This window comes from Roseibium salinum, from assembly GCF_026240905.1.
Lineage (GTDB): Bacteria > Pseudomonadota > Alphaproteobacteria > Rhizobiales > Stappiaceae > Roseibium > Roseibium salinum.
The window spans coordinates 4,058,744-4,084,379 of the sequence record NZ_JAPEVI010000003.1 but is presented as its reverse complement, the minus strand read 5'-3'; the positions used below and the strand labels follow the sequence as shown (position 1 = coordinate 4,084,379).

Below are 25,636 nucleotides of genomic sequence, written 5' to 3'. Positions count from 1 at the left end.
CTTCCGAAGGATAAACGCACGAAGGCGGGAAGATTGCTCTTCCCGCCTACATGGTCAGGTCATCCAGGCATCAGAAGCCCAGGGAGATATCCCGGTGATGGGAAAGGCAGCTTGCCACGTCGAGGGCGATGTCCCTCGGCAGGCGCGGCTGCAGCCGCAGCCCGATCGTGCCCGCGATCGCCGCATCGTAGGCATTGAGCTTGGGCAGGATCTCCTCCGCGCCTTTCCGGCGCCAGGCGAGATCGGCTTCCAGGGCGGCGATCGACTTGTCGATTTCCGCCTGGGCCGCTGCGACATCCGGTTCATTGCTGCGCATGATGCTGCGGGCTTCCGTCAGTCCGTCACGAATGTCGCCCGTGCCTTCCGCATCGCCGACCCGGGAGCGCATATCCGCAATGGCATCAACCGCCTCTTTCGGTTTGAGCTCGGGCAGCCGTTCCCTGAGCGATTCCAGCTCGGGCTTGAAGCTTGCCACCAGGTCCGCATCCTGCAGGATCTGCTTCAGCTCGACCACCGGCTCATAGGCGTCGTCGACCGTCCGGCGATAGGACAGGCGGGCGGCGTCTTCGGCTTTCTGGACCTTTGCGAAAACGTCGTGCACCTCTTCCCACTCGGCAGGTATCTGTGCCAGAAGCGCTTCGCGCTCGGCTGTCAGCACCTCGATCCGCTCCTGGGCACGTTCGCCCTGTTCCGCGCTGTAGACCCCGGTTTCGCCCGACCGGGTGACGATCAGCTGAAGCCGTTCGATCCGCTCCTGGAGCCTGCCCGCGTCGCGTTCAAGCCTGCGCACGTTGCTATGAATCGGCCGGTAGTCCACGGCCGCCTCGGCCACGGCCCTCTCCGCCTCCCGGATGGCTTCCATCGCAGGCAGGGCTTCCCGGGCTTTTTCGAAGCCCTCGGCCACGTCTTCGCGGATATCTTCCGGCAGGTAGCTCATGTCGATGCTCTCGGCCGACTGGATTGCCGCCAGAATGCTGTCGCCGTTCTTCTGGAACTGCTCGTAGCTGCGTTTTTCCATGCAGAACTGCAGACGCGGGTTCTGCGGCGGCGGAGCCGTTTCCGACAGCAGAGACGACCGGTTGGGCAGGTAGTTCACCAGCTGCGGGTAAAGCCCGACGATGCCGAGCGCCACCAGCTGCAGGCAGATGAAGGCGATCACACCCTTGTACATGTCGATGGTCTTGACCACCGCGGGCGCCACGCCGCGCAGATAGAACAGCGCAAAGCCGAACGGCGGCGTCAGGAACGAGGTCTGGATGTTCAGGCCGATCATCACGCCCAGCCAGACCGCGGTGACGTTCGCCCCCGGATCCGCCAGCAGGATCGGCGCCACGATCGGCACCACCACGACGGCGATCTCGATGAAGTCGAGGAAGAAACCGAGGACGAAGATCACCAGCATGACGATCAGGAACTGCGCCCAGAACCCGCCCGGCAGGCCCAGCAGGAAGTTCTTGACCAGCTCCTCGCCGCCAAACGCCCGGAAGGCCGCCGTCAGCATAGCGGCGCCTAACAAGATGATGAACACCAGGGACGTGGTCTTGGCGGTTTCCACCATAACCCCGCGCAGGGTGTTGCCCATGGCCAGCGTGCGCCAGCCGGACCAGAAGATCGCGATCAGCAGAAGCGAGACGGCAATCAGCGCCAGAACCAGCGCCACCACATCGTCGCTGGTCTGGATCAGCTTGATGTTGACCGAGCCGTAGAAGCTGACCACCACCGCCAGACCGAGCAGGGCCAGTATCGAAAGGATTGCTGGGGAGTAGGCTCCCCGCTTGCCCTCGCCTAGCCGGTAGCCCGCCATGATCATCGCTCCGACGGCGCCGATGGCACCGGCCTGGTTCACGGTCGCGACACCGGCGATGATCGACCCCAGGACGAGGAAGATCAGGGCCAGCGGCGGAACCAGGGTGATCAGCACCTTCAGGGCGAAGCCGCGGGTGAACGTGCCCTCCTCGTGGACGGCGGGAGCCGACGACGGCTTCAGCAGCGCGAAGCCGAGGATGAACAGCATGTAGAGGCCGACCAGAACCAGGCCCGGCAGGAATGCGCCGAGGAACATTTCGCCGGCACTTGTCGAGACGACCGAATAGTCCGACGGCATGGAGATTTCGCCGGTGCTCGACTTGTAGAGCGTCTGGCGCAGCGAGCCCGCCTGATCGACGGCGCTGGCCAGCTGGTCGGCCAGGATGATCAGCACGATGGACGGCGGAATGATCTGCCCCAGCGTGCCGGACGCGGCGATCGTGCCGGTTGCCAGCGGCACGGAATACTTGTTGCGCAGCATCGCCGGCAGGGAAATCAGGCCCATCGCCACCACCGTGGCACCGACGATGCCGGTGGTTGCCGCCAGAAGCGCGCCCACGAACACCACCGAGATGCCCAGGCCGCCCGGAACCGGCCCGAACAGGCGCGCCATGGTCACCAGCAGGTCCTCGGCGATCTTCGACCGCTGCAGCATGATGCCCATGAACACGAACAGCGGGATGGCAATCAGCGTATCCCGCTCGGCCTCCCAATAGATGCCCCGGAAGTTGGTCACGCCGGCGCTGAGCCACTGGCCCGGCCCGCCATGCGAGAAATAGGCGCCCGTCTCCCCGGCGAACAGGTAGCCCGTACCGGCCGCGATGGCGATGGTGAGAATGGCGGAGCCTGGCAGGGCAAAGGCGACGGGGAAGCCGGACCCGAGCGCGAACGCCATCAGGACAACCAGGAGAAGAAGGAAAAAGAGTTCCATGTCTTGCGGTCTCGTCAGGCTCTATTGAACGGTATGGCTGTCATGGTCCCGGCCGCCCGGTTCGCCGCGAATGTCGGCAACCGCGTCCAGGAAATACGACACGAACTGAATCAGCATCGAAACAGCGAAGACCCCGAGGAAACCTGCCATGAGGTATTTCACGTAAAGCCCGAAACCGGCCTGCGTGGTCTCGTAGGCCAGGATCGGACTGTTGATGATGCTCTGCTTGCCGCCGAAACCGATGAACAGGACGACGGCGCAAAGGCTCATGCCGAGGATGACCGAGCCGACGGCATTCACGTAGCCCTTGGTCTTCGCCTGCATGCCAGCATAGAAGACGTCCACCCGGACGTGGCCTTCCTCCAGGAGCGTATAGGCGCTAGCGAACAGGAACAGCGCCGCATACCAGAAGCGGACAAGGTCGGCCAGGAACGCCTGCTCATAGGAGAACACGAAGCGCCCGATCACGATCAGAAGCTCGGCACCGACCACCAGAAGCGCCAGCCAGGTGAAGCCGAGTGTGCGTGTGAAGGCGGCGATGACCAGGGACAGGACGATCAGCGGCATGTGCACATAGGGACCGCGGAACTGAGCCCGGCCGAGATCGTTGGCCAGTTGCTCCCCCGTCAATGCGGGCAGGAAGCCTTCGATGCGCAGGAAGGAGATCGCGCTGTCGACGAGACCGACGATCAGAACGGCAAAGAACGCGGCGCGGATCAGATAGACGTTGATGTTGCTGATGCGGACGCTGTCTTCGCGCAACGTGCTGCTGTTTTTCAATACATAGGCGATGGCCGCGAGGATCAGCAGGGCATAGAGCCCCAGTTGCAGCCATGACCACAGGATCGGCAGCGACCCGTTGCCCCTTGCACCGAAAACGGGGCCGATGCCGGGAAGATCTTGCCAGTAGGTCAGGTAATTGTTGAGCAAAAACGCCGTCATGATGGCCAGGACGATCCAACCGAACAGGCGGAAGATGCGGGCGCTTCCCGGGTTCGCACCGGGCTTCATAACAGGCGAGCCGTCTTGAACCGTGTCCAAGGCCGTCATCGTGGCTGAGCCTTTTTATCTCTTGTCAATGAAGAAGGGACGGGATTTCTCCCGCCCCTTTTTGCCTGTGGTACCGATTACTTCGGAATGCCGAGGTAGCGGTTGCGCTTGTTGCTGTAGGCAATATCGGCAATCGCCATGTAGCTGCCGATTTCCTGACGCGCATTCACAACGCTTTCGAAGATCCTCTTGGAAAGGTCGGAGTGATCCATCGCTTCCTCGAGGACTTCCTGGGCGGCTTCACCGAAGGCGTCATAGATCTCGTCGGAGAACTCGCGCAGCTCGACGCCGTGCTCGTTGATCAGCCGGGTGAGATACTTCCCGTTGTTGGCGTTGGTTTCCGCCATCGTGTTGGAGTTCTCTTCCGCGCAGGCGGCGATGATGATCTGCTGGTCGATCTTGTCGAGACCGTCCCAGAACGCCTTGTTCATGCCCAGAGCAAGCATTGCGCCCGGCTCGTGCATGCCCGGATAGTAGTAGTACTTGGCGGCTTCGTAGAACTTCATGAAGTAGTCGTTGAACGGACCCACCCACTCGGTTGCATCGATTGCGCCGGAAACAAGGTTTTCGTAGATCTGGCCACCCGGCAGGGATACCGGCGAAGCGCCCAGTTTCGCCATGACGTCGCCGCCCTGGCCCGGAATACGCATCTTCAGACCCTTAAGGTCGTCAGCGGTTTCGATTTCCTTGTTGAACCAGCCGCCCATCTGGACGCCCGTGTTGCCCATGGCAAGGTTCTTCAGGCCGAACTCTCCGGCCAGCTCGTCCCACAGTTCCTGACCGCCGCCATACTTGATCCAGGCGTCCATTTCGGTATAGGTCAGGCCGAACGGTACAGCGGTGAAGGCTGCCCAGCCCGGATGCTTGCCCTTCCAGTAGTAGTCGGCGCCGATATAGCCTTGGGCGTTGCCGGATGCGACTTCGTCGAAAGAGTCGAATGCGCCGACGCGCTCGCCGGCGGCGAAATACTGAACATTGAGGCGGCCTTCGGTCAGCTCGCCGATACGAGCTGCCAGACGCTGCGCGGGAATGCCGAGACCCGGAAAGTCACGCGGCCACGTGGACACGAGAACCATGTCCTTGGTGCCCTGTGCGATTGCCGGCGCGGCAAGCGCGGAACCAGCTGCGATTCCGCCGGCGCCAAGGCCAGCCTTTTTGATAAACGAACGACGATCCATTAGTTTCCTCCCTAAACGGACCCGGTTTCGGACCGGGCTACACACTTGCACCGATCTCGACGTATGTCTAGTTGACCGGGGGGCCAGTGCGCTATTCGTGGTTCTGCGCATCTTCTGCGTAATACTACCGAGTTCGGCGCAAGAGAAATTCGGCTAATAGGTCATACGCGCAACAAGGGGGCGAAACCGGTGACGTTCAAGACAAAATTGCTGCTGATCACGATTCTGCCGCTGATTGCAGTATCCCTCCTGATCGGCGGTGCGACCTACTACCAGTCTCTGGAACTCATCAATGCCCAGACCCATTCGGTCGAACAGCGGATCCTGTCCTCCAAACGGCAGGAGATCCGCAACTATGTCAGCCTGGCGCTGACGTCCATCGAGCAGATCTACAACGAGGAGCCCGGCGGCCGGGAAGCGGCCCAGGACCGGGTCAGGGATATCCTGCAGCACCTCACCTTCGACTATGACGGCTACTACTTCGTCTACACGCTCGACGGAACCAACATCGTCCATCCCAAACTGCCGCATCTGGTCGGCGGCAACTGGTGGGACCTGCAGGACGACAACGGCGACCATGTCATCCGCAACCTGATCACGGCGGCCAGGAACGGCGGCGGATTTCATCAGTATGTCTGGAACAAACCGTCAACAGGCACCGTCGAGGAAAAACTCGGTTATGCAATCCTTCTGGACAAATGGGGCTGGATGCTGGGCACGGGGCTTTACACCGACGACATCGCCCGGGAAGTCGCCGCGATCCGGGCCGATTTCGCCCGAAGCATCCGCCAGACGCTGCTGGTCACCTTCATGATAACGCTTGCGGCGATCATCATTGCCGGCTCGCTGATCGCCGGCGTCCGCTTTTCCGAGCAGCGCTTTGCCGACAGCAAGCTGAAGGAGCTGACCAACCGGATCTTCCAGGTGCAGGAACAGGAACGCAAACGGGTATCGACCGAGCTCCACGACAGTATTTCCCAACTCCTGGTCTCCGTGCGCTACGGCGTGGAAATGATCCACAGCGAAGCCAATCGCGACCCGGACCTGCAGGTCCAGGCCGCGAAATGCCTGAAGACGCTGGACGGCACCATTGCCGAAGTCCGCCGGATATCCCGCGATCTGAGGCCGAGCGTCCTCGACGACATGGGCCTGGCTTCCGCCCTCGTCAGCCTCGGCAAGGAGTTCCAGAACCAGTCCGGCATCACCGTCAATGTGAGCGCCGAACAGTGCCGCAGCCGCCTGTCGGAAGGGGCCAAGACCGCGCTCTACAGAGTGGTCCAGGAATGCATGACGAACGTCGCCCGCCACGCCCAGGCCAGCGAAGTGAGCATCAGCTTGAAGGTCGGCCTTCAGACGCTTGTGCTTACGGTCGAGGACGATGGTGTGGGGCTCCCGCGCCCGCTGCCGAAGTCGGGAGGCCTCGGCTTCCGCAACATGCGCGAGCGCATCGAAACCTATGGCGGCAAGCTTACCTTGAGCCGCAAGAGTTCCGGAGGAACGCGGATCAAGGTGCAAATGCCGCTCGACAATGCGGTTGCAAACGCGGCATGATCAAAAGATGACAGTGCATTCACCTTCCCCTGCAGCCAAGACGCCTGCCAGACCCATCCGGGTGCTGCTCGCCGACGACCATGAACTGGTCCGCGACGGCATCCGCGCCAGGCTCCTGAAAGTGCCGGAACTGGAAGTCGTCGGTGAGGCGACCAACGGCCGGGATGCCTTGAACCTCGCCAGGGAGCTGCGCCCGGACGTCCTGCTGATGGACGTGTCCATGCCGGTGATGAACGGACTGGAAGCCGCAAGGCAGGTTCGCGACACGCATCCCGGCATCGCGGTGCTGATCCTGTCGGTCTATGACAACCCGGAATACGTGCGCGGCGTGGTGCAGGCCGGCGCCCGCGGCTACATCCTCAAGGACATCTCGGCCGCGGAAATGATCACCGCCATCACCAGCGTCGCGACGGGCGGCTATTATTTCTCCTCCGCGGTCGGACCGACGCTCGTCGGCGCCAATACCTCCGCCCCGGTGGCGGACCCTTACGGACTGACCGACCGGGAACGGCAGGTCCTGACCGCGATCGCAAAGGGGCAGCCCAACAAGGAAGTCGCCAAGGAACTCGGCATCAGCGTACGCACCGTCGAATCCCACCGGCTGAACCTGAGGGAAAAGGTCGGCAACAAGAATGCCGCGCAGCTTTACAAGGTTGCCCAGGAACTGGGATTGCTGGATTAGGGCTGCGTCAGGTAAACCTGTCGGCCCGGACTTCCGGCTGCGAACCATCTTCAATTTCAGTGCAGGGCAAACATGACCAAACCGCTCGTCCTGGTAACCGCCGATGTGAAAGCCGTTGATGGCTACAACTGGCACGCCGCGGCTTCGACCTATCTGCAGGCCGTGCTGAAGGGATCCGACGCGATCCCGATGATCCTTCCCTCCCTCGGGGCCGATCTCGACCTGGAAGCGGCGCTCGACCAGGTCGACGGCGTTCTGGCCACCGGCTCCCGCTCGAATGTCAATCCCGAGCTTTACGGCGGGGAATCCACCGAGGAAAACGGACCTTACGATCCGGGCCGGGATTCCACGACGCTGCCGCTGCTGAGACGGGCCGTGGAACGCGGCATTCCCGTCTTTGCGGTCTGCCGCGGCATGCAGGAACTGAACGTTGCCCTCGGCGGCACGCTTTTGACGGAAGTCCAGACGCTCGAGGGCCGCAAGGATCACCGTGCGCCGACGACGGAGCGCCAGGAGGAACGCTTCCGCATCGCCCACCCGGTGGAAGTAACCCCCGGTGGATGCCTGGCCGCCGTGCTCGGCGAGGAGCCGTTCGAAGTCAATTCGCTGCACCGCCAGGCCGTCGGCGACCTGGGCAACGGGCTGATCATCGAAGCACAGGCGGAGGACGGCACCATCGAGGCGGCCTCCCTCAAGGACAGCCCCGGCTACGTGCTCGCCACGCAGTGGCATCCCGAATACTGGGTGATGACCGACGGCCCTTCCAAGAGGCTTTTCGAAGCCTTCGGCGAAGCGGTCCGCGCCTACCGGGAAAAGCGGCTGGGTCTTTGACGGGCGGTTCGGCTACGGCGCCGGAAGCAACACCTCATCCCGAGGAAGCACGGAGCGCTGTCTCGAACCCGCTTCTAGCCCCAGCCGAGCGTTGCGATCAGTAGGGTCGCGCCGAGCAGGAAGACGATCGTCGCACCGAGGATCTCGATGGTCCGGTGAACTCTGCCGGCCATCGGACTGCCCTCGCCGAAGAGCCGCACGGCAAGATCCTTGGCGCCAACCGCAAGTCCTGCCAGAAGCGACACGGTGATGCCGGTTCCCACCGCCATGGCGAGCGTGGAGGCAATGCCGGCGGCGATCATGCCCTGCGAAAGGGCGAACACCAGCACAACCAGCGCGCCGGTGCAGGGCCGCAATCCGACGGCCAGAATGATCGAAGCGGCCCGTGCCAGCGTGATCCGTCCCTGGACCATGTCCGGCGTCGGGGCATGGGCGTGTCCGCAGGATGAACACACGCCGTCCGGCCCGATTTCATGATGATGGTCGTGGTGATGATGGCCGTGGCCGTGGCCGTGGCCGTGGCCGTGGCCGTGGCCGTGAGAACGACCATGCGCGCCGGCCCCTGCAAAGGCCAGTTCGTTGCTCGACAGCCGGGAAGCCACAGCCGCGGCAAGCGGGCGAACAGCTTTTTGCCAGAGCAGCCAGCCGCCGAGGCCGGTGATCAGCACGTAGGAACCGATTTCGAACCAGCGCGCGGTGTCCTGAATGGCGATGCTGGTCAGGTTGAAGAGCATGGCCATCCCGCCGACCAGCAGGATTGCTGTGACCGCCTGGGCGAAGGCGGAAGCGAAGGACAGGACGATGCCCTTGCGCAGCGTCTCGTTGTTGGCAACCACATAGGAGGTGATGATCGCCTTGCCGTGCCCGGGGCCCGCCGCATGGAATATGCCGTAGGCGAAGGACAGGCCCATCAGCAGCCAAATTGCATTCGGATTGTTCCGGAACGATCTGAGGTTTCCCACAAGCGCCTGGTAGAACTGCTTCTGCTTGACCGCGATCGTGCCGAAAACCCGATCCAGGATGCCGGACCGGGCCGCGGTTTTTTCCGGAGACTCGATGACCGCAACGGCTGTCCGGCTGGAATCCGCGACGTCTCCCGCCCGTGACAGCGTCGTGTCCTTGCCGGCCGCCCCGTCCGGATCTGCCGGAGCGCCGCTGTCCGCGACCACTCCTGCCCCGCCGGAAGACGCGGAAGCGGCTGCCGGGAAAGCGGCGCTGCAGTCGACGATCATCTGGTTGATCTGCGACGCGGCGGCCGATTGCAGTTCCGGCGGCAGATTCCGCTGGTCGGGGCCGACCTGGGCAAGCGCATAGGCGGTCGCGTCGTCCAGGGGCGGCGGCTCCTTGCGCGTGACCTGGCAGGCATCGGGAGCGTTGAGCGTTCCGACCGCGTCTTCGCCCCGCGCGAAGCGGAAATCGACGTAATAGGTCGGGTCATAGACATCGAGGGTGATCGTCTTCGTCGCGTCGCTCGGCTCCTTGAGCGGCAGGGTGAAATGCAGCTCCAGAAGATCGACGCTTTCCGGAGCCGTTCCACCATTCATGCGGACGTCTTCCTGAATTGCCTCGAAGTCTTCCGGCTTCATCACCCAATAGTCTTCGAGCGGGACGGTTTCGACCTCGAGCCAGTACTCGGTGGGCGCCTTGAAGTCGAATTCGATCCGGGTGTTGTCGCCGAAGGTGAAATAGCCGAAATCGGCCATGCTCTCCACATTGACCTTCGCCAGTTCGCTCAGTTCCTCGCGCGAATAGACGCCGTCGCCGTTCTTGTCGAAGCCCTGCATCGCAAAGGCGGAAAACGGCTCGTCGAAACGGAAGACGTGGTCGACCGCAACGGCGTTCCCCCGCTCATCGAACACCAGATGCGAGCGTGCTTCCACGAAGACGTGCGGATGCGCGCCGGCTCCGGCCAGCGACGCAAGCAGGAGCCCTGACCCCAGCACAATCCGGCGGCCGGCCGTGCACAAAGCCTTCGGGAAAGTATCAGGAAGAGGTCGCACCGGAACCACCCATTGAATCGAACGTATATATTTAGATGACACGCTTGGCGCTCCTTGACCACAGAACACGGCAGGAAGATGGCCAAGCCCGTTTCGCACCGCAAAATCGTCGTGGAACGATTTTCGCTTGAAACATGGATTTCGGGAACATTTTACACGATCGGAGGATTAAAATGAGGAGAATGAACACAATCTTCCCCTTTGAGGGCGTAAAATATTCGCAATAACAACCAACTCACTGAGCCAGTCATGAACGCCTTACACACAAAAGTTCAACACAGTGCCGTATTCGACCATCCGGAAATGGGGACGCACGAAGATGTTGTCTTCGCACACGACCGGGACACCGGGCTGCAGGCGATCATCGCGGTCCATGACACGACGCTCGGCCCCGCACTCGGCGGCTGCCGGGTCTGGCCCTACGAAAATCCGGGCGATGCCCTTACCGATGCGCTGCGCCTGTCCCGCGGGATGACCTACAAGAACGCTCTCGCGGGGCTCGATCTCGGCGGCGGCAAGGCCGTGATCATCGCGGATCCGCGCAAGGACAAGACGCCGGAACTGATGGAAGCCTTCGGCCGTCATGTGGACCGCTTGTCGGGCACCTATATCACCGCGGAAGATGTCGGCGTTTCGCCGCAGGACATGGAAGCCGTCGCGCGCCAGACCGCCCATGTGCGCGGCACGAGCGCCACCGGGCTCGGCGATCCCTCCCCCTATACCGCGCTTGGCGTCTTCGAGGGCATCAAGGCCTGTGCGAAACATGTCTTCGGCAGCAGCGATCTTGAAGGCAGGACCGTCTCAGTCCAGGGCCTGGGCCATGTCGGCTACGACGTCGCGCGGCAGCTTCACGGCGCAGGCGCCCGGCTGATCGTCTCCGACATCCATGCACCTGCCGTTCTGCGCGCCATCGATGCCTTCGGCGCGGTGGCGGTCGACCCGGCCGAGGCCCATATGGTCGAGGCCGATATTTTCGTTCCTTGCGCCCTGGGCGCCGGCCTCAATGCCCGCACCATTCCCCACATCCAGGCCAGGATCGTTGCCGGAGCGGCAAACAATCAGCTTCAGACCCCCGCCGACGGCGAAGCGCTGAAGAAACGCGGCATTCTCTACGCGCCGGACTACGCCATCAACGCCGGCGGCGTCATCTCCATTGCACTTGCCTCCCCGGGCGGCGAAGACACGCTCGTGCGCCAGAAGACACTCGCCATCGGCGATACCCTGACCGCGATTTTCGAGCGTGCCGGCACGGAGGAGACCACACCGGAACACGTCGCGGATGCAATGGCGGAGGAACGGCTGGCGAAGACCAGGAAAGCCCGGCCGGTCCTGAAGGCTGTCTCGGCGTGAGAACGGCAAGCTTCGGCCGCGCGGGAAAACCTGCGCGCCCGGCACAAACCGTCAGCGGTCCGACTTCCCGGATGAATACCAGTTCGCCAGGAAGTCGACGAAAGCACGCACCTTGCCGCTCAGATGCCGCCGGTGCGGATAGACCGCGTATATGCCGAGCGAATCGTTCTCAGACCCTTCAAGAAGAGCGACCAGATCGCCCTTCTCGATGTCCTCTGCCACGAAGAAGAGCGGCGTCCTGAGAAACCCGAGGCCCCGCAAGGCTGCTTCGCGCGCCGCCGCCGCGCTGTTGACCTCCAGCGGCCCCTTCACGGTCACGGACAGCCGCTGTCCCTCTTCGTTGAACATCCAGTTCTGCTTGAAGCGGTAATTGGTATCTATGATGCAGGGCCGGCTCGCCAGATCGGCCGGTGTCCTGGGTGCTCCGTATTTCTCTATCGCCGACGGACTGGCGCAAAGCACGGTCTTGAAGGGGGCGATCTTGCGGGCAATCAGGCTGGAGTCGTCCAGTTGCGACACGCGGATGGCGACATCGAAGCCCTCTTCGACAAGGTCGACGAAGCGATCCTCCAGCCTGAGATCCAGGACCACGTCCGGGTTCTCGACCAGAAACTGCATCATCGGCTTGTTGAGCATGACGTCGCCCATGGATCTGGGAGCGGACACACGCAGCCTGCCCCGCACTTCCCTGTGCGAGGACTGAACGGAGGCCTGAAGATCATCGATCCTCTGGAGGATTTCGACGGCTTCCTTGTAATAGGCCTCGCCGACTTCGGTGAGCGAGACCTGCCGGGTCGTCCGGTTCAGCAATCGCACGCCGAGTTCGTCTTCAAGCTCGCCGACATACTTGGAAACCAGTGCCTTGGAGCGCCCCATTTCACGGGCGGCCGCGGAAAATCCGTTTGAATCGACAACTTGAATGAAGCAGCGCATCCGCGTGATGGCATCCATCCGACATCCTTTCCGCCCCGGCACTATCCGAACAGACTGCTTATCATTTCCTGCCGCAAGGTCAAAGATCTTGCCAGCTTGCCGAGTGGGCGACCGAAAGCAAAATCACCTGTGCCGGCAACACGATAAGCCGGGGTGGTGTCAGGACGGGGGATGAGCCGTCCGCCGGCGGCCGCCGAGGCGGACAAGGCCCGTAAGCAGGCGGATGACCAGCAGGGCGGCGAGCGCACCCGCACCGGCACTGGCAAAGCCGGCGAGTGTCACGGGCACGGCGGGTTCATAGTCCTCGGCGGTCGCCTGCGCCAGGTGCGGATCGAATCCGCCTGCAAAAATGAAGAGCCGCTGAAACTGACCTGCCGATTGCAGCTCTTCCCGTTGTTCCTTCAGCCGGACCAGGCGCATTTCGGCCTCGGCCATGCTGTCGCCGCGTGCGCGGATGAACGGATCGCTCGACGCCTTCTGGCGTGCGATGGCCTGCGCAATGGTGAGGCCGTATTGCTCCGCGTCCTGCCTGAAGTCGGCGATGATCTCTTCCAAAGCATCGATCGCCCCGCCGAGGCGCTGGCGGTACTGCTGGGAGAATTCCGGCAATTGCGACGTCGCGGTTCCGCTCAGCAGCATGACGATCAGCATCAGGACCCGCGCCATCGCCGTTTAATCCTGCAGGCTGACGATGCCGGCCTCGCCTGCTTCGGTTCCAAACGCCAGCCGGGCGCCTTCCGCGTCCCAGCCCAGGGAGGAAACCGGCCCCTTGCCCGGGCGCCGCAGCAGGACTTCCGCATTGTCGGTAAACCGGCACATCAGGATCATGCCGTCCTGATAGCCGACCGCTGCAACCTCTTCCTTCGGGTGGCAGGCGACGGTGGTGACGAGGTTGTCGCCCCTGACGCCGAGTTGAAGGGGAGATTGGCCCATGGGACCCGTCTTCCCGAAGAACGGCCACAGGATTGCGGCATTGGCGCCGGAGGTTGCCAGGTACCGGCCTTTGACCGACCAGTCGAAGGACTTCACCTTGGCCGGATATCCGGTCATGCGCATGTCCTGACTGTCTGTCAGCCGCCAGCCGTGCAGTGCATTCTCCTGCATGGCCGTGACCAGATACTTGCCGTCGGGCGAAAAACTGACGCCGAGATGGGCGCCCTTCCAGGAAAGTTCCACGGGCGAGCCTTGCGTGCCGGCCCACCAGAGCGTCGCCCCGTCATAGCGCGACACCGCCAGGCGGAGGCCCTTGGGCGCGAAGGCCAGGCCACCAACGGCCCGCTCGTGGGCGAACTCCTTTTCGCTGCCGTCCGCAAGCCGCACCCAGGCCGTCCGTCCGCTGGCGAAGGCAACGGTGCCGGACGGCCCGGCGGCGATCAGGTCGATCCACTTGCGCGGCCGCTCGGCGAGAAGCCGGGAGGAACCGTCGGCGCTGGTGAGATAGATGCAGCCATCGTCGCCGGAGGTGATCAGGCCCTGGCCGTCCCTGGCCGCTTCGGCCGCCAGAAGTCCCACCTTGTGCGGGCGATGCCTTTTCTCGCCCGCGCCCGAGAGAACGATCTCGCCTTCGCCGGACGCGAAATAGGCGCAATCCTTTAAAAAGCCGGCGCGGACGACGAAACCGTCCACGTCCACTGGAGCTACTGTCGGCAAATCTCGATTCCCTATTGCGCGGCGCAGGCCTGGAAACTGTCTCTCAGCACGTCCCAATTGAGATCGCGGCCGATGAAGACCAGGCGGCTCTCCCGCGGCTCGTCCGCCTTCCAGTCGCGCTGATGGTCGCCTTCGACGATCATGTGGACACCCTGGATCACGTAGCGCTGCGGATCGCCCTTCAAGGCGAGGATGCCTTTCATGCGCAGGATGTTCGGCCCCTGAACCTGGGTGACCTGATTGATCCACGGAAAGAACATATCCGGGTCGAGGTCGCCCGCCCTCAGTGAAATGCTCTGCACCGAATGCGGGTCCTTGGCATGGTCATGATGGTGGTGATGATCATGTCCGTGCCCGTGGTCATGCCCGTGCTCATGGTGGTGGTCGTGGTGATCATGATCGCAGTCCGGGCCGCATTCGTCGCCATGATGGTGGCCATGCTCCAGGAAGTGCGGATCGAGCGACAGGATGCGGTCGAGATCGAAGGCGCCGCGGTCCAGCACCTTGGCGACATCGATGCCGCAACGCTCGCTGCGATGGAGGACAGCATAGGGATTGATCGACCGGATCCGCGCTTCGACATTTGCCAGTTCGTCATCGGAGACGAGATCCGTCTTGTTGATCAGGATCACGTCGGCAAAGGCCACCTGGTCTTGCGCTTCCTCCGTATCCTCCAGGCGCTGGAGCACGTGACGGGCGTCGACCACCGCCACAACGGCATCGAGCCTTGCAGCGGCGCGCACGTCGTCATCCATGAAGAAGGTCTGGGCGACCGGGGCCGGATCGGCCACGCCGGTCGTCTCCACGATGATGGCGTCGAAAGCACCCTTGCGCTTCATCAGGTTCTGCACGGTGCGGATCAGGTCGCCGCGGACCGTGCAGCAGATGCAGCCATTGTTCATCTCGAAGATCTCTTCGTCGGATTCGACCAGAAGATCGTTGTCGATACCGACCTCGCCGAACTCGTTGACGATGACCGCATAGCGCTGGCCGTGGTTTTCCGTCAGAATACGGTTGAGCAGCGTGGTCTTTCCGGCGCCGAGATACCCGGTCAGAACGGTGACGGGGATTTGTTTCGGGGCGTCCGTCCGGGCGTCCTGGGTCGCAGACATTAAGCACTTCCTGGCAAGAGGATTTGGAACTTGCCCGCAGAGGCGGGCCCTTGGCCGGGAATATAAGCATATCCCGGGCTCAATGGGAGGGCGGGTCCGAATTTTCCTGTGCTGTGTTGCCGGCCGGCGAACGTTTTGCCCCCATTTCCGCCTTTGCAAGACATTCCGTGCGAACTAGGGTCCGTACCCTAACGTCCTGCCCAAACCGCAGGCAATGACACGGAGGCAGCGATGTTGCGGACGATCGCGGGATTTGACCGGATTGGTGAAGAAAACGCATTTGCCGTTCTGGCAAGGGCAACCGAGCTTGCCGGCCAGGGCCGCGACATCATCAATCTGGGCATCGGGCAGCCCGATTTCAAAACACCGGAACACATCGTCGAAGCGGCCGTCAAAGCGCTGCGCGACGGGCATCACGGCTATACGCCGGCAACCGGAATTCCCCCTTGCGCGAAGCGGTGGCCGCCGGTCTTTACAAACGCCACGGCGTGGAGACCGACCCCGGCAACGTGCTGATCGTGCCGGGCGGCAAGGTCACCATGTTCATGGCCATCCTGATGTTCGGCGAACCGGGAGCGGAGATCCTTTATCCGGATCCGGGCTTTCCCATCTACCGGTCCATGATCGAATTCACCGGCGCGCGCCCGGTTCCCGTGCCGATCCGGGAGGACAACGATTTCGCCTTCTCCGCAGAGGAAACGCTGTCGCTCATCACCGACAGGACCCGGCTGCTGATCCTGAACTCCCCGGCCAATCCGACCGGCGGCGTCACGCCCCGTGCCGAGATCGAAACGCTCGTCGCCGGCCTGGAACGCCATCCGCATGTGGCGGTGCTCTCCGACGAGATCTACTCGCAGATGACCTATGACGGCATGGAGCATGTCTCCCTGACGAGCTTCCCGTCCCTCGCCGACCGCCTGATCCTGCTCGACGGCTGGTCGAAAACCTACGCGATGACCGGCTGGCGGATGGGATACTCGGTGTGGCCGGACGCCCTGATCGACAAGGCGCGCAAGCTGGCGGTCAACGCCTGGTCCTGCGTCAACGCCCCTGCCCAATATGCCGGCCTTGCCGCCCTCACCGGTCCGCAAACCGCCGTTGAGGAAATGGTCGCGGAATTCGACAGGCGCCGCCGCGTGATCGTGGAAGGGCTGAACGCAATCGACGGCATCACCTGCCGGACACCGCTTGGCGCCTTCTACGCGTTTCCCAATGTCAAGCAAACCGGCTGGAAGGCAAAACCGCTCGCCTCGGCCCTACTGGAAGAGGCAGGCGTCGCCGTCATCGGCGGTCCGGATTTCGGTATCCTGGGAGAAGGATACATCCGGCTGTCCTATGCGAATTCCACGGCCAATATCAGGACGGCCCTGGAGCGCATTGGCCAGTTTCTGCAAGAACGCGGCAAGGTGCGCTGAACAGACAATCTCGAATTCGCGGCCTTGCGGGAAGCCCAGCAGGATTACCCAGGGTAATCTTTGCTCAACCTTAAGCATTTTCCCGCATTTATCATACACGCTGATGCATGTATCCTGAACTATTGCGATCTCAACTCAATTGAACGAAAGCATCTGCCGACTGATCAGGATCAGTCGGCAGATGCCGGTCTTTTGATATGATCCGGCGGAGAACCACGATTTAAGGTATCTCGACGGGAGAAAACACGAAGTACATGGCTGATTGCATTACTCTGGATCTGGAACGATCGTTCGGCGAATTGAACGACTGTGTCCTGGTGACGGACCCGGAAAGGATCGTTGTCTTTGCGAACAAGGCCATGGAGAAGCTGCTGCAGGTTGACCGCGGAGAATTGCTCGGAACCACGACAAAACGGTTTTTCGCCAACCCTGCCCAGTTCGAGAAGATGGCGGTGCTGTACCACTCCCCGCCGATCGACGGCACCGCAAGTCATATGCAATCAACATCATCGGCGGCGACGGAACGAAAACCCCCGTGGAGGTCGTCAGCGCGCCGCTGTTTGACACATCGCACAATCTGACCGGCCTCTTGTTCATTGCCCGCGACATTAGCGGGCGCAAGGCGTTGCAAGACAAGCTTCGTGACATCGCCCTGACCCTTGAAGACGCGCTGGACGCCATTCCCGAAGGCTTTGCGATCTACGATCGTGATGACCGGCTGGTGATCTGCAACGACAATTACCGGGAAATCTATGCTCCGTCCGCTCCCGCGATGGTTCCCGGCAACAGCTTCGAGGAGATCCTGCGTTTCGGCCTGCAGGGAAAGCAATATGACACCGGCGGACTGACTGACGAGGAGTGGCTTGCAGAGCGCCTCGAAAGGCACCAGTCCGCAGACGGGACGGTTATCGAGCAGAATCTTGCCGACGGCCGCTGGCTGCGCATTTCCGAAACCAAGATGCGCAGCGGCGGAACGGCGGGAATTCGGGCCGACGTCACCGAATTGAAGGCCGCACGGGCAAGGGCGGAAAGCGCCTATCGAAATCTGTCGCTGATTGCCGACAATGTCTCTGCCAATATCACCGAGGTTGCGCCCGACGGCACCTGCCTCTTCATCAACAAGACCGGTTGCGAATGGTTCAACGGCACGAGTGAGGACCTGATCGGAACCAACCTGCGCGACCGCCTCCCCTGGAAGGAGCGCGAGGCCGTGCAGTCGATTTTCCTGGATGCCCTCGAGGGGGAAAAGGTCTCGGTGGAAATCAGCTTGAACTTTCCCGACGGCGTCCTGCGCGAATGCCATTTGGATTGCACTCCCCGCCTCAACGATCAAGGCGGCGTAGATGGTCTGGTCGTGCTGATCACCGACGTTACGGACCGCAAGAAGACGGAACGCACACTGGCGGAGTTCTATGCGATCACCTCAACCCGTGAACTTTCCCACGAAGGCAAGATTGGCAACATCCTCAGGCTCGGGTGTGAGCATTTCGACCTGCCGTTCGGCATCATCAGCCACGTCGTCAACAATCATTACACCATCATTCACGCACACAGTCCGAACGGCGAACTCCTGCCGGGAACCACTTGCCCGCTTGGCGACACTCACCGCGTATCGAAGCTTGAGGCCGGTAAACCTCCTGCAACGGAGGACTCCACGCAATCCGAATCCGCGGGCCACCGCTGCCGAGAAGTGCTTTCGTTGAAGAGCTATATCGGGGCGCCCCTGCTGGTCGACGGCATCCCTCACGGCACGATCAATTTCTCCGCGCCCGAGATCCGCAAACGGCCCTTCACGGCGGACGATCTGCAGATCGTCCGCCGGTTTGCGGACTGGATCGGCCACGAGATCGCCCGCCAGCGGGACCACCAGGCCCTGATGGATGCAAAGGTCAGCCTGGAGCGTGTCGCCAGCATCGACGATCTGACCCAGCTCCTCAACCGGCGCGCATTCCTGGAGAAGGCCAATATCGAAGTCCAGAGATTCCGCAGGTCAAGGCAGCCCCTCACCGCCGTCATGATGGACATTGATCATTTCAAGCTGATCAACGACCGTTGCGGCCATGCCGTCGGCGACGACGTATTGAGACGGTTTGCCGACGCGGTCAGCGAGGAACTGAGGACCGTGGACGTGTTCGGCCGGGTGGGCGGCGAGGAATTCTGCCTCATCCTGAGCGACACCGGTCTCGACGAGGCCCTGCGGGTTTGCGAAAGGCTGCGCAAGAAGATCTTCAGCGAGTGCCGGCCGGGACATATGGAACAGCCGATCACCTGCAGCATGGGGCTTGCGGCAGCCAGCCGGGAAGACATCGAGTTCTCGACGCTGATGCGCAAAGCGGACACGGCGCTCTATGAGGCAAAAGACGCCGGCCGCAACCGGTGTGTTATCCACAAGCCGGAAAACAAGCCGGCAAACTACTTCTGAACCGACCCGAATCCGCGCCAACGACCGGATAACGGCCACGCGCACGGCGTCATCGCCATATCTGCCATCGGTAGCTTTTGCGAGCCGATTTGTCGTCTGGCCGCACGTTCACGCCGGTTTTTGACGATGCCGCCGCCATATGCCACAGTATCGTCAGAGATTGCGGAGTGGCGAGAAACTAAAATAAAAACAATGACTATACTATAGCGGACCCTCCGCTGGATCGATCTAAAAGAAAGAGCTTTAGTGGTTCTTGCCGAATCGAGACATGGAGGGAAATTTGTTCAAAAGAATACTCATTCCGATCGACCTCGGCCACGTGGACAAGCTTGAAAAGGCAATATCCGCAGGCGTTTATCTCGCAAAGCTTGACAACATCCCCGTTGTTTTTGCTGCTGTAACCTCCGCCGTGCCCGGCGCGCTCGCCCATACGCCGGAGGAATTTCGCTCAAAGCTCGACGCTTTCGCGAACGGACAGGCCGACAAGCACGGCATTACGGCATCCGCTCACGCGGTTTTCGCTCACGATCCGGCCGTCGAACTGGAAGACGCCCTCTTGAAGGCCATAGACGAGACGGACGCGGACCTGGTGGTGATGGCCACACATGTTCCCAACCTGAAGGACTACGTCTGGCCGTCCAATGGCGGTCGCGTCGCGTCTCATTCGGACGTTTCCGTCTTCCTGATCAGATAACACAATTCTCGAACGACAAGGAACGCCGCCCATGAGCGATAACGCTTCCAACCAGGGCATCCCGACCCCGGAAGGGGATGTCACCCTCATCGACACCGAATATGAAATCGGTCAGGACAATATCGAAGCGAGCGTAGGACCGTTCAACCTCGACATCCACAATCCGGTCTTTCTGGTGTCGGGCCTGATGATCGTCGCCTTCGTCCTGCTGACCCTCATCTTCCAGGCCGAAGTCGGCCCGGTCTTCGAGGCGATGCGCAAGTGGCTGACGTCAAATCTCGACTGGTTCTTCATCATTTCCGGCAACGTCTTCGTTCTTGTGTGCCTGGCGCTGATCGTGACGCCTCTGGGCGGCGTCCGGATCGGCGGCAAGGACGCAACCCCCGACTATACCTATTTCGGCTGGTTCGCGATGCTCTTCGCGGCCGGCATGGGTATCGGCCTGATGTTCTTCGGGGTTCTGGAGCCGGTCTACCACATGGCGTTTTCCGAACCCGTCGGCGTACCCTCGCCGTTTGACGCGGATGGAAACATCATTGAGGAAAACGTGGCCGCCGCACGGGCCATGGGCATGGCCGCCACCATATTCCACTGGGGGCTGCATCCCTGGGCGATTTATGCGGTCGTTGCGCTTGCCCTTGCGCTGTTTTCCTTCAACAAGGGCCTGCCGCTCACCATGCGTTCCGTGTTCTATCCGATTTTCGGAGAACGCACCTGGGGTTGGCCCGGGCACATCATCGACATCCTGGCGGTTCTCGCCACGCTGTTCGGTCTGGCAACCTCGCTCGGCTTCGGCGCACAGCAGGCCAATGCCGGCCTGGAGTTCGTCTTCGGCATTCCGGTCAGCACCACGGCTCAGGTCGTGCTGATCATCGGCATCACCGGCGTCGCCCTGGTCTCGGTGCTGCGCGGCCTCGATGGCGGCGTCAAGGTCCTGTCCGAAATCAACATGATGATCGCGGCCCTGCTGCTCGTCTTCGTCATCCTCGCGGGTCCGACCGCAAACATTGTCTCGGGCTTCTTCGCCAACATCGTGTCTTACGGCCAGGAAATCGTTCCCCTCTCCATGCCCTTCGGGCGTGAAGACGACGGCTTCCGTCAGGGGTGGACGTCCTTCTACTGGGCCTGGTGGATTTCCTGGTCACCGTTTGTCGGCATGTTCATCGCCCGCGTCAGCCGTGGCCGGAGCGTGCGCGAATTCATCATCTGCGTGCTGATCATTCCGACCGTCGTCTCCATCGCCTGGATGACAGCCTTCGGCGGCACAGCAATCGAGCAGGTGCTGACGGATACCAACAGCCAGGTGCGGGAATACGTGATCGCCAGCTACAGCCCCGAACTTTCCCTGTTCGGCATGCTGGCGGACCTGCCGATGGCACGGATCACTTCGTTCATCGGCATCGTCCTGGTCATCGTGTTCTTCGTCACCTCGTCCGACTCCGGATCGCTGGTCATCGACACGATCACGGCGGGCGGCAAGGTCGATGCGCCCGTTCCCCAGCGCGTGTTCTGGTGCACATTCGAAGGCCTGGTCGCGATCGCGCTCCTGATGGGAGGCGGTCTGGGCGCCCTGCAGGCCATGGCGGTCTCCACCGGCTTCCCGTTCACGATCGTGCTGCTACTGGCCTGTTACGCGATCTTCAAGGGGCTCATGGACGAACCCCGTTAGGGACAGGTCCCCATCTGAAACAGGAAACGGGCGGCTCGGCCGCCCGTTTCTATTTTTCCCGGTACCGGAAAGCTATTCGGCCAGTCTGGGCGCCAGACGGACGCCCGGCGGAGGAGCGCTTTCCCGCACCCTCAGTTCAGGTTCGATAACGATCGGCTTGTTGGGCACACGCTCGCCCGCGATCTGCCTGAGAAGTGTCAGCGCCGCCAGCCGGCCGATCTTGTCCGGCTGGTTGGAAACGGTGGTCAGGGCCGGCGTACGGGCATCGGCACCGTCGATGTCGTCATAGCCGGTAATCGCCATGTCCGGACCCGGCTCGATGCCCAGACGGCGCAAGGTCGTCATCAGGCCGAAGGCCACCAGATCGTTGAAGCCGACGATGGCCGTCGGCTGGACTTCTGCTTCCAGGATCCTGGGAACCGCCGCCCGCCCGTCGGCCTGCGTCATCAGTTCGGGCAGGTCGATCTGTTCGTCCGGGTCGATCCCAGCCTCCTGCAGGGCATTGCGCCAGCCCGCATTCCTGAGCAGCCCCGTCGAACTGCCCCGCCGGCCGCCGACCATTGCGATCCGTGTGTGGCCCTGGGCGAGCAAATGCCTGGTGATCTGATAGGTCCCGGAGAGGTCATCGCCGCGCACGCAGGGCGCCCAGACGCCCGGAACCTCACGCGCCACGAGCGTTACGGGCAGGCCCTGGTCGACCAGGCGGTTGATTTCCTCCGCCGACGTACCCACCGACGGACAGAGGATCAGCCCGTCCGCCCTGTGCTGCAGGAGCGTGTTCACGAAGGCCCGCTGCCGTTTCACGTCGTCGCGGTGGTTGCAGATGAAGATCATCTGCCCCTGTTCTTCGAGCACGTCCTCGAGCGCGGAAAACACTTCGGCGAAATACGGATTAAGGATGTCGTGAACGGCCACGCCCACGATCTGGCTGCGCGAAGTGCGCAACGAAGCCGCGGACCGGTTATAGATATATCCGATCTCCTGGGCTGTCTGCTTGACCTTTTCGCGCGTTTCCTCCGCGACCAGCGGACTGTCCCTCAAGGCCAGGGAAACGGTCGCGGTCGAGATGCCGAGCTGGTCGGCAATATGTCCAAGCGTCAGCCGCTTCCCGGGTCTTGGCGGCAACTCCGGCGGCGGAGACTTGGATCCGTTGTCTTCAGACATTCATTGTTCTCGGTTACCCATCAGCGGTGGGAGAAAACGGTTATAGCCCTCTCCCGCCCGGGTAAACAGGAAATTGGATTTTTCTGCCTTCGGCGCAACTCAGCGGTACTGCGGGGCCGATTCGTCGAACTCGTCCCGCAGATTGACCACCACGCGCCGGTTTTGCACCTGACAGCTCAAAGCATCGCAATCCGTCACCGGGCGTTCCACGCCGTATCCCTTGGTCCACATCCGCTTGCGGTCCACGCCGAGCTTTGCAAGTTCGGCCATCACGGCGTCGGCCCGCTGTGTGGAGAGCGTTTCCTGGGCCGCCTCGCTGCCCGGATCGTCCGCGTGACCCTGGATCTTGACGAGCCAGTTCTTGTTGTTCTTGAGCCAGGTGGCCTGGTTCTCAAGGGTCATCCGCGCCTCGTCGGTGATGCTGGCCGAGCCTTGCTCGAAATAGATGCGCCGGCCGACATTGACAATGAATTCCTCCTCAGATCCCGGAGAAATATCCACGAACCCGGCCGCGCGCGCGTTCGTTACGTCCGGCGTGGAAAAGTTGCCTGAGGTGTTGCAGGCTGCCAACCCGAAACCACACAGAAGAGCGACCGCCGCGCCCCGGCCGAAACGGCCCGTCAATATATTCAAGGAACCCCCCAAACTCATTCTGGATCAATCAATCTGCATTCAGGTTCCGCCTGCCGCAGAAAAGCTGATCGCCTTCAAAATGCCGGAAGAACCTGTCTGCGCCCCTCTCGGCGCAGGTTGCTCCGGTTCAAAAAACTGCCGGCCTCAGCCCGCATCGGCATCGACACCGGCGCCGAGATGCTCGAGCACAAGCACGGCCGTCCCCTTCGGGCAGCGCTGGTAGAGATCGACGACATCTTCCGGGAACATCCGGATGCAGCCGCTGGAAACGTCGCGCCCGATACTCCAAGGCTCCAGCGTGCCGTGCAGCCGGTAACCGAGGTCCGATCCGTCGCGGTAAAGATACAGCGCCCGCGGACCCAGCGGGTTGTCCGCCGCCCCGCCTTCCACGAGACGCGGAAGATCCGGCTGACGCTCGCGCATTTCGGGCGGCGGAACCCAGCGGGGCCACAGCGCCTTGCGGTCGATGCGCGCACGGCCGAACCATTGAAAGCCTTCGCGGCCGACACCGACGCCGTATCTGAGCGCCGTGTTGTTTTCCCAGATCCAGTAAAGGAAGTGATTGGAGGTATCGACGACCACGGTTCCCGGCGGTTCGGGACTGAAATACTTCACCATCTGCCGGTGCCAGACCGGATCGATGCGCTTGAAGTTCGTCGTGCGGTATTGGAAGCCGTTATCCTTCCGGTACCCGGTAAAATAAGCATTCGCGGCAGCATTGGCCGAGGCCGTGTGCGGCATCATCAATGTGCCGGCGACGGCGGCAGTCCCTGCCAGAAATCCACGGCGGTCGAGTTCCATCCCAGTCCTCCCAGACCGGCCCGGCTTCCCTTGCAAATATATGAAAGCGGAAGGGCGATCGATCTCAAATACTTCATGCCGGCCGGTAACATTTCTTCGCCGGCAGGTTGGTATTAAGACTGAAACTCTCCGCCCCCGTCAACCTTCGCACGCGACATGGCCGGATTCGCCTGCCGAACCCGACGCCGGGGCATCCAATTACATAGGTCTAGATACCCTTCACCCGTTCCCGGTAGAGAATGTAGAGACCCGATCCGACCACGATGGCCGCCCCCACGATGGTGGTCGGGGTGGGGACGTCGGCGAAGATCACAAAGCCGAGCGTGATCATCCAGACGATCTGCGTGTATATGAACGGCGCGAGAACCGGCGCCGGCGCAATCCGGTGGGCCATGATGAACAGGAAATGCCCGCCGGCGCCCAGGGCTCCGGTGGCGAGCATCAGGGCCCAGGTCTGAAGATCCGGCGGCGTAACCCAGACCGACAGGCCGGCCGGCGTCATCGCAATGGCGGCGACGATACCGGAAATGATCAGCATTCCCGCGGACCCGTCCGTCGCCGTCAGCCGCCGGGTCAGCAGCGCGTAAAAAGCATAAAGGCACATGGCGGCGACCGAATAGAGCGCCGCCCAGTGCATGCCGCCCATGCCCGGCCGGGTGACCACAAGCACGCCGATGAAGCCGATGATGATCGCCACCCAGCGCCGGATGCCCGCCCACTCGCCGAGCAGCGGCCCGGCCAGGGCGGTGATCACGAACGGGCCGGCAAACATGATGGACATGGTCTCCGCCAGCTGCAGATAACGCACGGCGAGAAAGTTGCAGATCGTCGTTCCCAGCAGGCAGAAGGCGCGCACGATCTGCAGGACGGGGCGCCCGGTCTTCAAAAGGGAAGGCGTTTTCCAGACCCGAAACAGGACCAGCGCCAGGAAAACGTGGCTGACAAATCGAATCCAGACGATCTGCAGCGTCGGCATGCTGGTCGACAGGTATTTCGCCGTTGCATCCAGAAAGGCGAAACACAGGCAGGCCAGAACGATGAGACCGATCCCGGCAAGGGGCGCCACGGATGCCGCGGCGCCGCTTTCGGAGCGTTTCTGACTGTCATGCACCATCGGCGGCTGGCCTTTTCCTGGTAGCATCCCCAGATGACAGACGGGGATCGGCACTTCCGCCTGCGGGAAATGTCCGGTTGAGCTCGAACCGGCCGGCCGCTAATCATTCTGCGGCCAAGGCAGCATGCGAAGCGGGGGACGGATATGCCTGTTGCAGAAATCGAAACATGGCTGGGGCGCCTGTCGATCCATGAAACGGACGGCGCAATCACCCGCTTACAATGGAACGGCCCTCCATGCCAAGGAGAAACACCTTTGCTGATAGAGGCCGGCCGGCAGGTGGCGGCCTATCTTGACGGCCGCCTGAAGACATTTGACCTGCCGCTGGCTCCCCGGGGCGGCGAACTGCATCAGGCGGTGTTCAGGGCGATGCTGGCAATTCCCTACGGCCAGACCAGGACCTATGGCGACCTTGCGAAGGAGCTCAACACATACGGCCAGCCCATCGGGCAGGCCTGCGGAGCCAACCCCATCCCGATCATCATTCCCTGCCATCGGATCCTGTCGGCAAACGGCCTGGGCGGCTACTCGGGCGACGGCGGCCTCGACACGAAGATCGCCCTCCTGAAGCTGGAAGGCGGGTTCCCGTTCCTGCTTTGAGCCGGCGCAACCGGAAGCGGTCTCCCGGGCACCAGCCAGGGAGACTCATC

The 25,636-nt window shown here is 62.2% G+C and carries 21 protein-coding genes and 1 pseudogene; 10 read left to right on the top strand and 12 right to left on the bottom strand.

Going from position 1 to position 25,636, the window contains the following annotated elements:
- Positions 1 to 70: 70 nt before the first annotated feature.
- The 3 genes from ON753_RS23550 to ON753_RS23540 form a co-directional block, all read right to left on the bottom strand.
- Positions 71 to 2,737: a TRAP transporter large permease subunit gene (locus ON753_RS23550; RefSeq protein ID WP_265966090.1), complete on the bottom strand. Its 2,667-nt coding sequence runs from the start codon at positions 2,735 to 2,737 to the stop codon at positions 71 to 73.
- A gap of 21 nt (positions 2,738 to 2,758) precedes the next feature.
- Positions 2,759 to 3,787 carry a TRAP transporter small permease subunit gene (locus ON753_RS23545; RefSeq protein WP_265966088.1) on the bottom strand — a complete coding sequence of 343 codons (1,029 nt, stop codon included), beginning with the start codon at positions 3,785 to 3,787 and terminating at the stop codon, positions 2,759 to 2,761.
- Between the two features lie 77 nt (positions 3,788 to 3,864).
- A complete protein-coding gene (locus ON753_RS23540) occupies positions 3,865 to 4,965 on the bottom strand; it encodes a TRAP transporter substrate-binding protein (protein WP_265966086.1) in 1,101 nt (366 codons plus the stop codon).
- Between the two features lie 189 nt (positions 4,966 to 5,154).
- Between ON753_RS23540 and ON753_RS23535 the strand changes: the two genes are divergently transcribed.
- The 3 genes from ON753_RS23535 to ON753_RS23525 all read left to right on the top strand — a co-directional run bounded on the left by ON753_RS23535 (position 5,155) and on the right by ON753_RS23525 (position 8,029).
- On the top strand, positions 5,155 to 6,516 hold the full coding sequence (locus ON753_RS23535) for a cache domain-containing protein (RefSeq protein ID WP_265966085.1): 1,362 nt from the start codon (positions 5,155 to 5,157) through the stop codon (positions 6,514 to 6,516).
- A gap of 7 nt (positions 6,517 to 6,523) precedes the next feature.
- Positions 6,524 to 7,198, top strand: coding sequence for a response regulator (locus ON753_RS23530; RefSeq protein WP_265966084.1), 675 nt, complete (start codon positions 6,524 to 6,526; stop codon positions 7,196 to 7,198).
- A 72-nt stretch (positions 7,199 to 7,270) separates the two neighbouring features.
- On the top strand, positions 7,271 to 8,029 hold the full coding sequence (locus tag ON753_RS23525) for a gamma-glutamyl-gamma-aminobutyrate hydrolase family protein (protein WP_265966083.1): 759 nt from the start codon (positions 7,271 to 7,273) through the stop codon (positions 8,027 to 8,029).
- Positions 8,030 to 8,103: 74 nt separating this feature from the next.
- On the opposite strand, the gene ON753_RS23520 is transcribed toward ON753_RS23525, so the two are convergent.
- Complete coding sequence (locus tag ON753_RS23520) at positions 8,104 to 10,029, bottom strand: HoxN/HupN/NixA family nickel/cobalt transporter (RefSeq protein ID WP_265966082.1); 1,926 nt, start codon at positions 10,027 to 10,029, stop codon at positions 8,104 to 8,106.
- Positions 10,030 to 10,278: 249 nt separating this feature from the next.
- On the opposite strand from ON753_RS23520, the gene ON753_RS23515 reads away from it, so the two are divergent.
- Complete coding sequence (locus ON753_RS23515; RefSeq protein ID WP_323054778.1) at positions 10,279 to 11,379, top strand: Glu/Leu/Phe/Val dehydrogenase dimerization domain-containing protein; 1,101 nt, start codon at positions 10,279 to 10,281, stop codon at positions 11,377 to 11,379.
- 51 nt (positions 11,380 to 11,430) lie between these two features.
- On the opposite strand, the gene ON753_RS23510 is transcribed toward ON753_RS23515, so the two are convergent.
- From ON753_RS23510 to ON753_RS23495, 4 genes are all read right to left on the bottom strand, one after another.
- On the bottom strand, positions 11,431 to 12,330 hold the full coding sequence (locus ON753_RS23510; RefSeq protein ID WP_265966081.1) for a LysR family transcriptional regulator: 900 nt from the start codon (positions 12,328 to 12,330) through the stop codon (positions 11,431 to 11,433).
- A gap of 141 nt (positions 12,331 to 12,471) precedes the next feature.
- On the bottom strand, positions 12,472 to 12,978 hold the full coding sequence (locus ON753_RS23505) for a DUF2937 family protein (protein ID WP_265966080.1): 507 nt from the start codon (positions 12,976 to 12,978) through the stop codon (positions 12,472 to 12,474).
- 6 nt (positions 12,979 to 12,984) lie between these two features.
- Positions 12,985 to 13,962 carry a WD40 repeat domain-containing protein gene (locus ON753_RS23500; protein ID WP_265966079.1) on the bottom strand — a complete coding sequence of 326 codons (978 nt, stop codon included), beginning with the start codon at positions 13,960 to 13,962 and terminating at the stop codon, positions 12,985 to 12,987.
- Between the two features lie 11 nt (positions 13,963 to 13,973).
- On the bottom strand, positions 13,974 to 15,074 hold the full coding sequence (locus ON753_RS23495) for a CobW family GTP-binding protein (protein WP_265966078.1): 1,101 nt from the start codon (positions 15,072 to 15,074) through the stop codon (positions 13,974 to 13,976).
- A 231-nt stretch (positions 15,075 to 15,305) separates the two neighbouring features.
- Here ON753_RS23495 and ON753_RS23490 point away from each other — a divergent pair.
- From ON753_RS23490 to ON753_RS23470, 5 genes and pseudogenes are all read left to right on the top strand, one after another.
- Positions 15,306 to 16,489, top strand: a pseudogene (locus ON753_RS23490) (pyridoxal phosphate-dependent aminotransferase).
- A gap of 254 nt (positions 16,490 to 16,743) precedes the next feature.
- Positions 16,744 to 17,070 carry a PAS domain-containing protein gene (locus tag ON753_RS23485; RefSeq protein ID WP_265966077.1) on the top strand — a complete coding sequence of 109 codons (327 nt, stop codon included), beginning with the start codon at positions 16,744 to 16,746 and terminating at the stop codon, positions 17,068 to 17,070.
- The gene (locus ON753_RS23480) at positions 17,025 to 18,911 is read left to right on the top strand and encodes a diguanylate cyclase (protein ID WP_265966076.1); all 1,887 of its coding nucleotides are present in this window, start codon (positions 17,025 to 17,027) and stop codon (positions 18,909 to 18,911) included. The genes ON753_RS23485 and ON753_RS23480 overlap by 46 nt, the downstream gene beginning before the upstream one ends.
- A 280-nt stretch (positions 18,912 to 19,191) precedes the next feature.
- Positions 19,192 to 19,605, top strand: a complete 414-nt coding sequence (locus tag ON753_RS23475) for a universal stress protein (RefSeq protein ID WP_265966075.1) — start codon at positions 19,192 to 19,194, stop codon at positions 19,603 to 19,605.
- 31 nt (positions 19,606 to 19,636) lie between these two features.
- The gene (locus ON753_RS23470; protein ID WP_265966074.1) at positions 19,637 to 21,274 is read left to right on the top strand and encodes a BCCT family transporter; all 1,638 of its coding nucleotides are present in this window, start codon (positions 19,637 to 19,639) and stop codon (positions 21,272 to 21,274) included.
- A 72-nt stretch (positions 21,275 to 21,346) separates the two neighbouring features.
- On the opposite strand, the gene ON753_RS23465 is transcribed toward ON753_RS23470, so the two are convergent.
- From ON753_RS23465 to ON753_RS23450, 4 genes are all read right to left on the bottom strand, one after another.
- The gene (locus ON753_RS23465) at positions 21,347 to 22,438 is read right to left on the bottom strand and encodes a LacI family DNA-binding transcriptional regulator (protein ID WP_265966073.1); all 1,092 of its coding nucleotides are present in this window, start codon (positions 22,436 to 22,438) and stop codon (positions 21,347 to 21,349) included.
- Between the two features lie 99 nt (positions 22,439 to 22,537).
- Positions 22,538 to 23,071: an OmpA family protein gene (locus tag ON753_RS23460; protein ID WP_265966071.1), complete on the bottom strand. Its 534-nt coding sequence runs from the start codon at positions 23,069 to 23,071 to the stop codon at positions 22,538 to 22,540.
- A 144-nt stretch (positions 23,072 to 23,215) separates the two neighbouring features.
- Positions 23,216 to 23,872 carry a L,D-transpeptidase gene (locus tag ON753_RS23455; protein ID WP_377047091.1) on the bottom strand — a complete coding sequence of 219 codons (657 nt, stop codon included), beginning with the start codon at positions 23,870 to 23,872 and terminating at the stop codon, positions 23,216 to 23,218.
- Positions 23,873 to 24,080: 208 nt separating this feature from the next.
- Positions 24,081 to 24,986, bottom strand: a complete 906-nt coding sequence (locus ON753_RS23450) for a DMT family transporter (protein ID WP_265966069.1) — start codon at positions 24,984 to 24,986, stop codon at positions 24,081 to 24,083.
- Between the two features lie 255 nt (positions 24,987 to 25,241).
- On the opposite strand from ON753_RS23450, the gene ON753_RS23445 reads away from it, so the two are divergent.
- On the top strand, positions 25,242 to 25,586 hold the full coding sequence (locus tag ON753_RS23445) for a methylated-DNA--[protein]-cysteine S-methyltransferase (RefSeq protein ID WP_265966066.1): 345 nt from the start codon (positions 25,242 to 25,244) through the stop codon (positions 25,584 to 25,586).
- Positions 25,587 to 25,636: the final 50 nt, after the last annotated feature.

Bases quoted from the DNA above. Each gene is read 5' to 3' on its own strand.
- ON753_RS23505 (WP_265966080.1), bottom strand. From the start codon at position 12,978: ATGGCGCGGGTCCTGATGCTGATCGTCATGCTGCTGAGCGGAACCGCG.
- ON753_RS23545 (WP_265966088.1), bottom strand. From the start codon at position 3,787: ATGACGGCCTTGGACACGGTTCAAGACGGCTCGCCTGTTATGAAGCCC.
- ON753_RS23470 (WP_265966074.1), top strand. From the start codon at position 19,637: ATGAGCGATAACGCTTCCAACCAGGGCATCCCGACCCCGGAAGGGGAT.
- ON753_RS23510 (WP_265966081.1), bottom strand. From the start codon at position 12,330: ATGGATGCCATCACGCGGATGCGCTGCTTCATTCAAGTTGTCGATTCA.
- ON753_RS23485 (WP_265966077.1), top strand. From the start codon at position 16,744: ATGGCTGATTGCATTACTCTGGATCTGGAACGATCGTTCGGCGAATTG.
- ON753_RS23495 (WP_265966078.1), bottom strand. From the start codon at position 15,074: ATGTCTGCGACCCAGGACGCCCGGACGGACGCCCCGAAACAAATCCCC.
- ON753_RS23515 (WP_323054778.1), top strand. From the start codon at position 10,279: ATGAACGCCTTACACACAAAAGTTCAACACAGTGCCGTATTCGACCAT.
- ON753_RS23525 (WP_265966083.1), top strand. From the start codon at position 7,271: ATGACCAAACCGCTCGTCCTGGTAACCGCCGATGTGAAAGCCGTTGAT.
- ON753_RS23530 (WP_265966084.1), top strand. From the start codon at position 6,524: ATGACAGTGCATTCACCTTCCCCTGCAGCCAAGACGCCTGCCAGACCC.
- ON753_RS23550 (WP_265966090.1), bottom strand. From the start codon at position 2,737: ATGGAACTCTTTTTCCTTCTTCTCCTGGTTGTCCTGATGGCGTTCGCG.
- ON753_RS23540 (WP_265966086.1), bottom strand. From the start codon at position 4,965: ATGGATCGTCGTTCGTTTATCAAAAAGGCTGGCCTTGGCGCCGGCGGA.
- ON753_RS23450 (WP_265966069.1), bottom strand. From the start codon at position 24,986: ATGGTGCATGACAGTCAGAAACGCTCCGAAAGCGGCGCCGCGGCATCC.
- ON753_RS23465 (WP_265966073.1), bottom strand. From the start codon at position 22,438: ATGTCTGAAGACAACGGATCCAAGTCTCCGCCGCCGGAGTTGCCGCCA.
- ON753_RS23455 (WP_377047091.1), bottom strand. From the start codon at position 23,872: ATGGAACTCGACCGCCGTGGATTTCTGGCAGGGACTGCCGCCGTCGCC.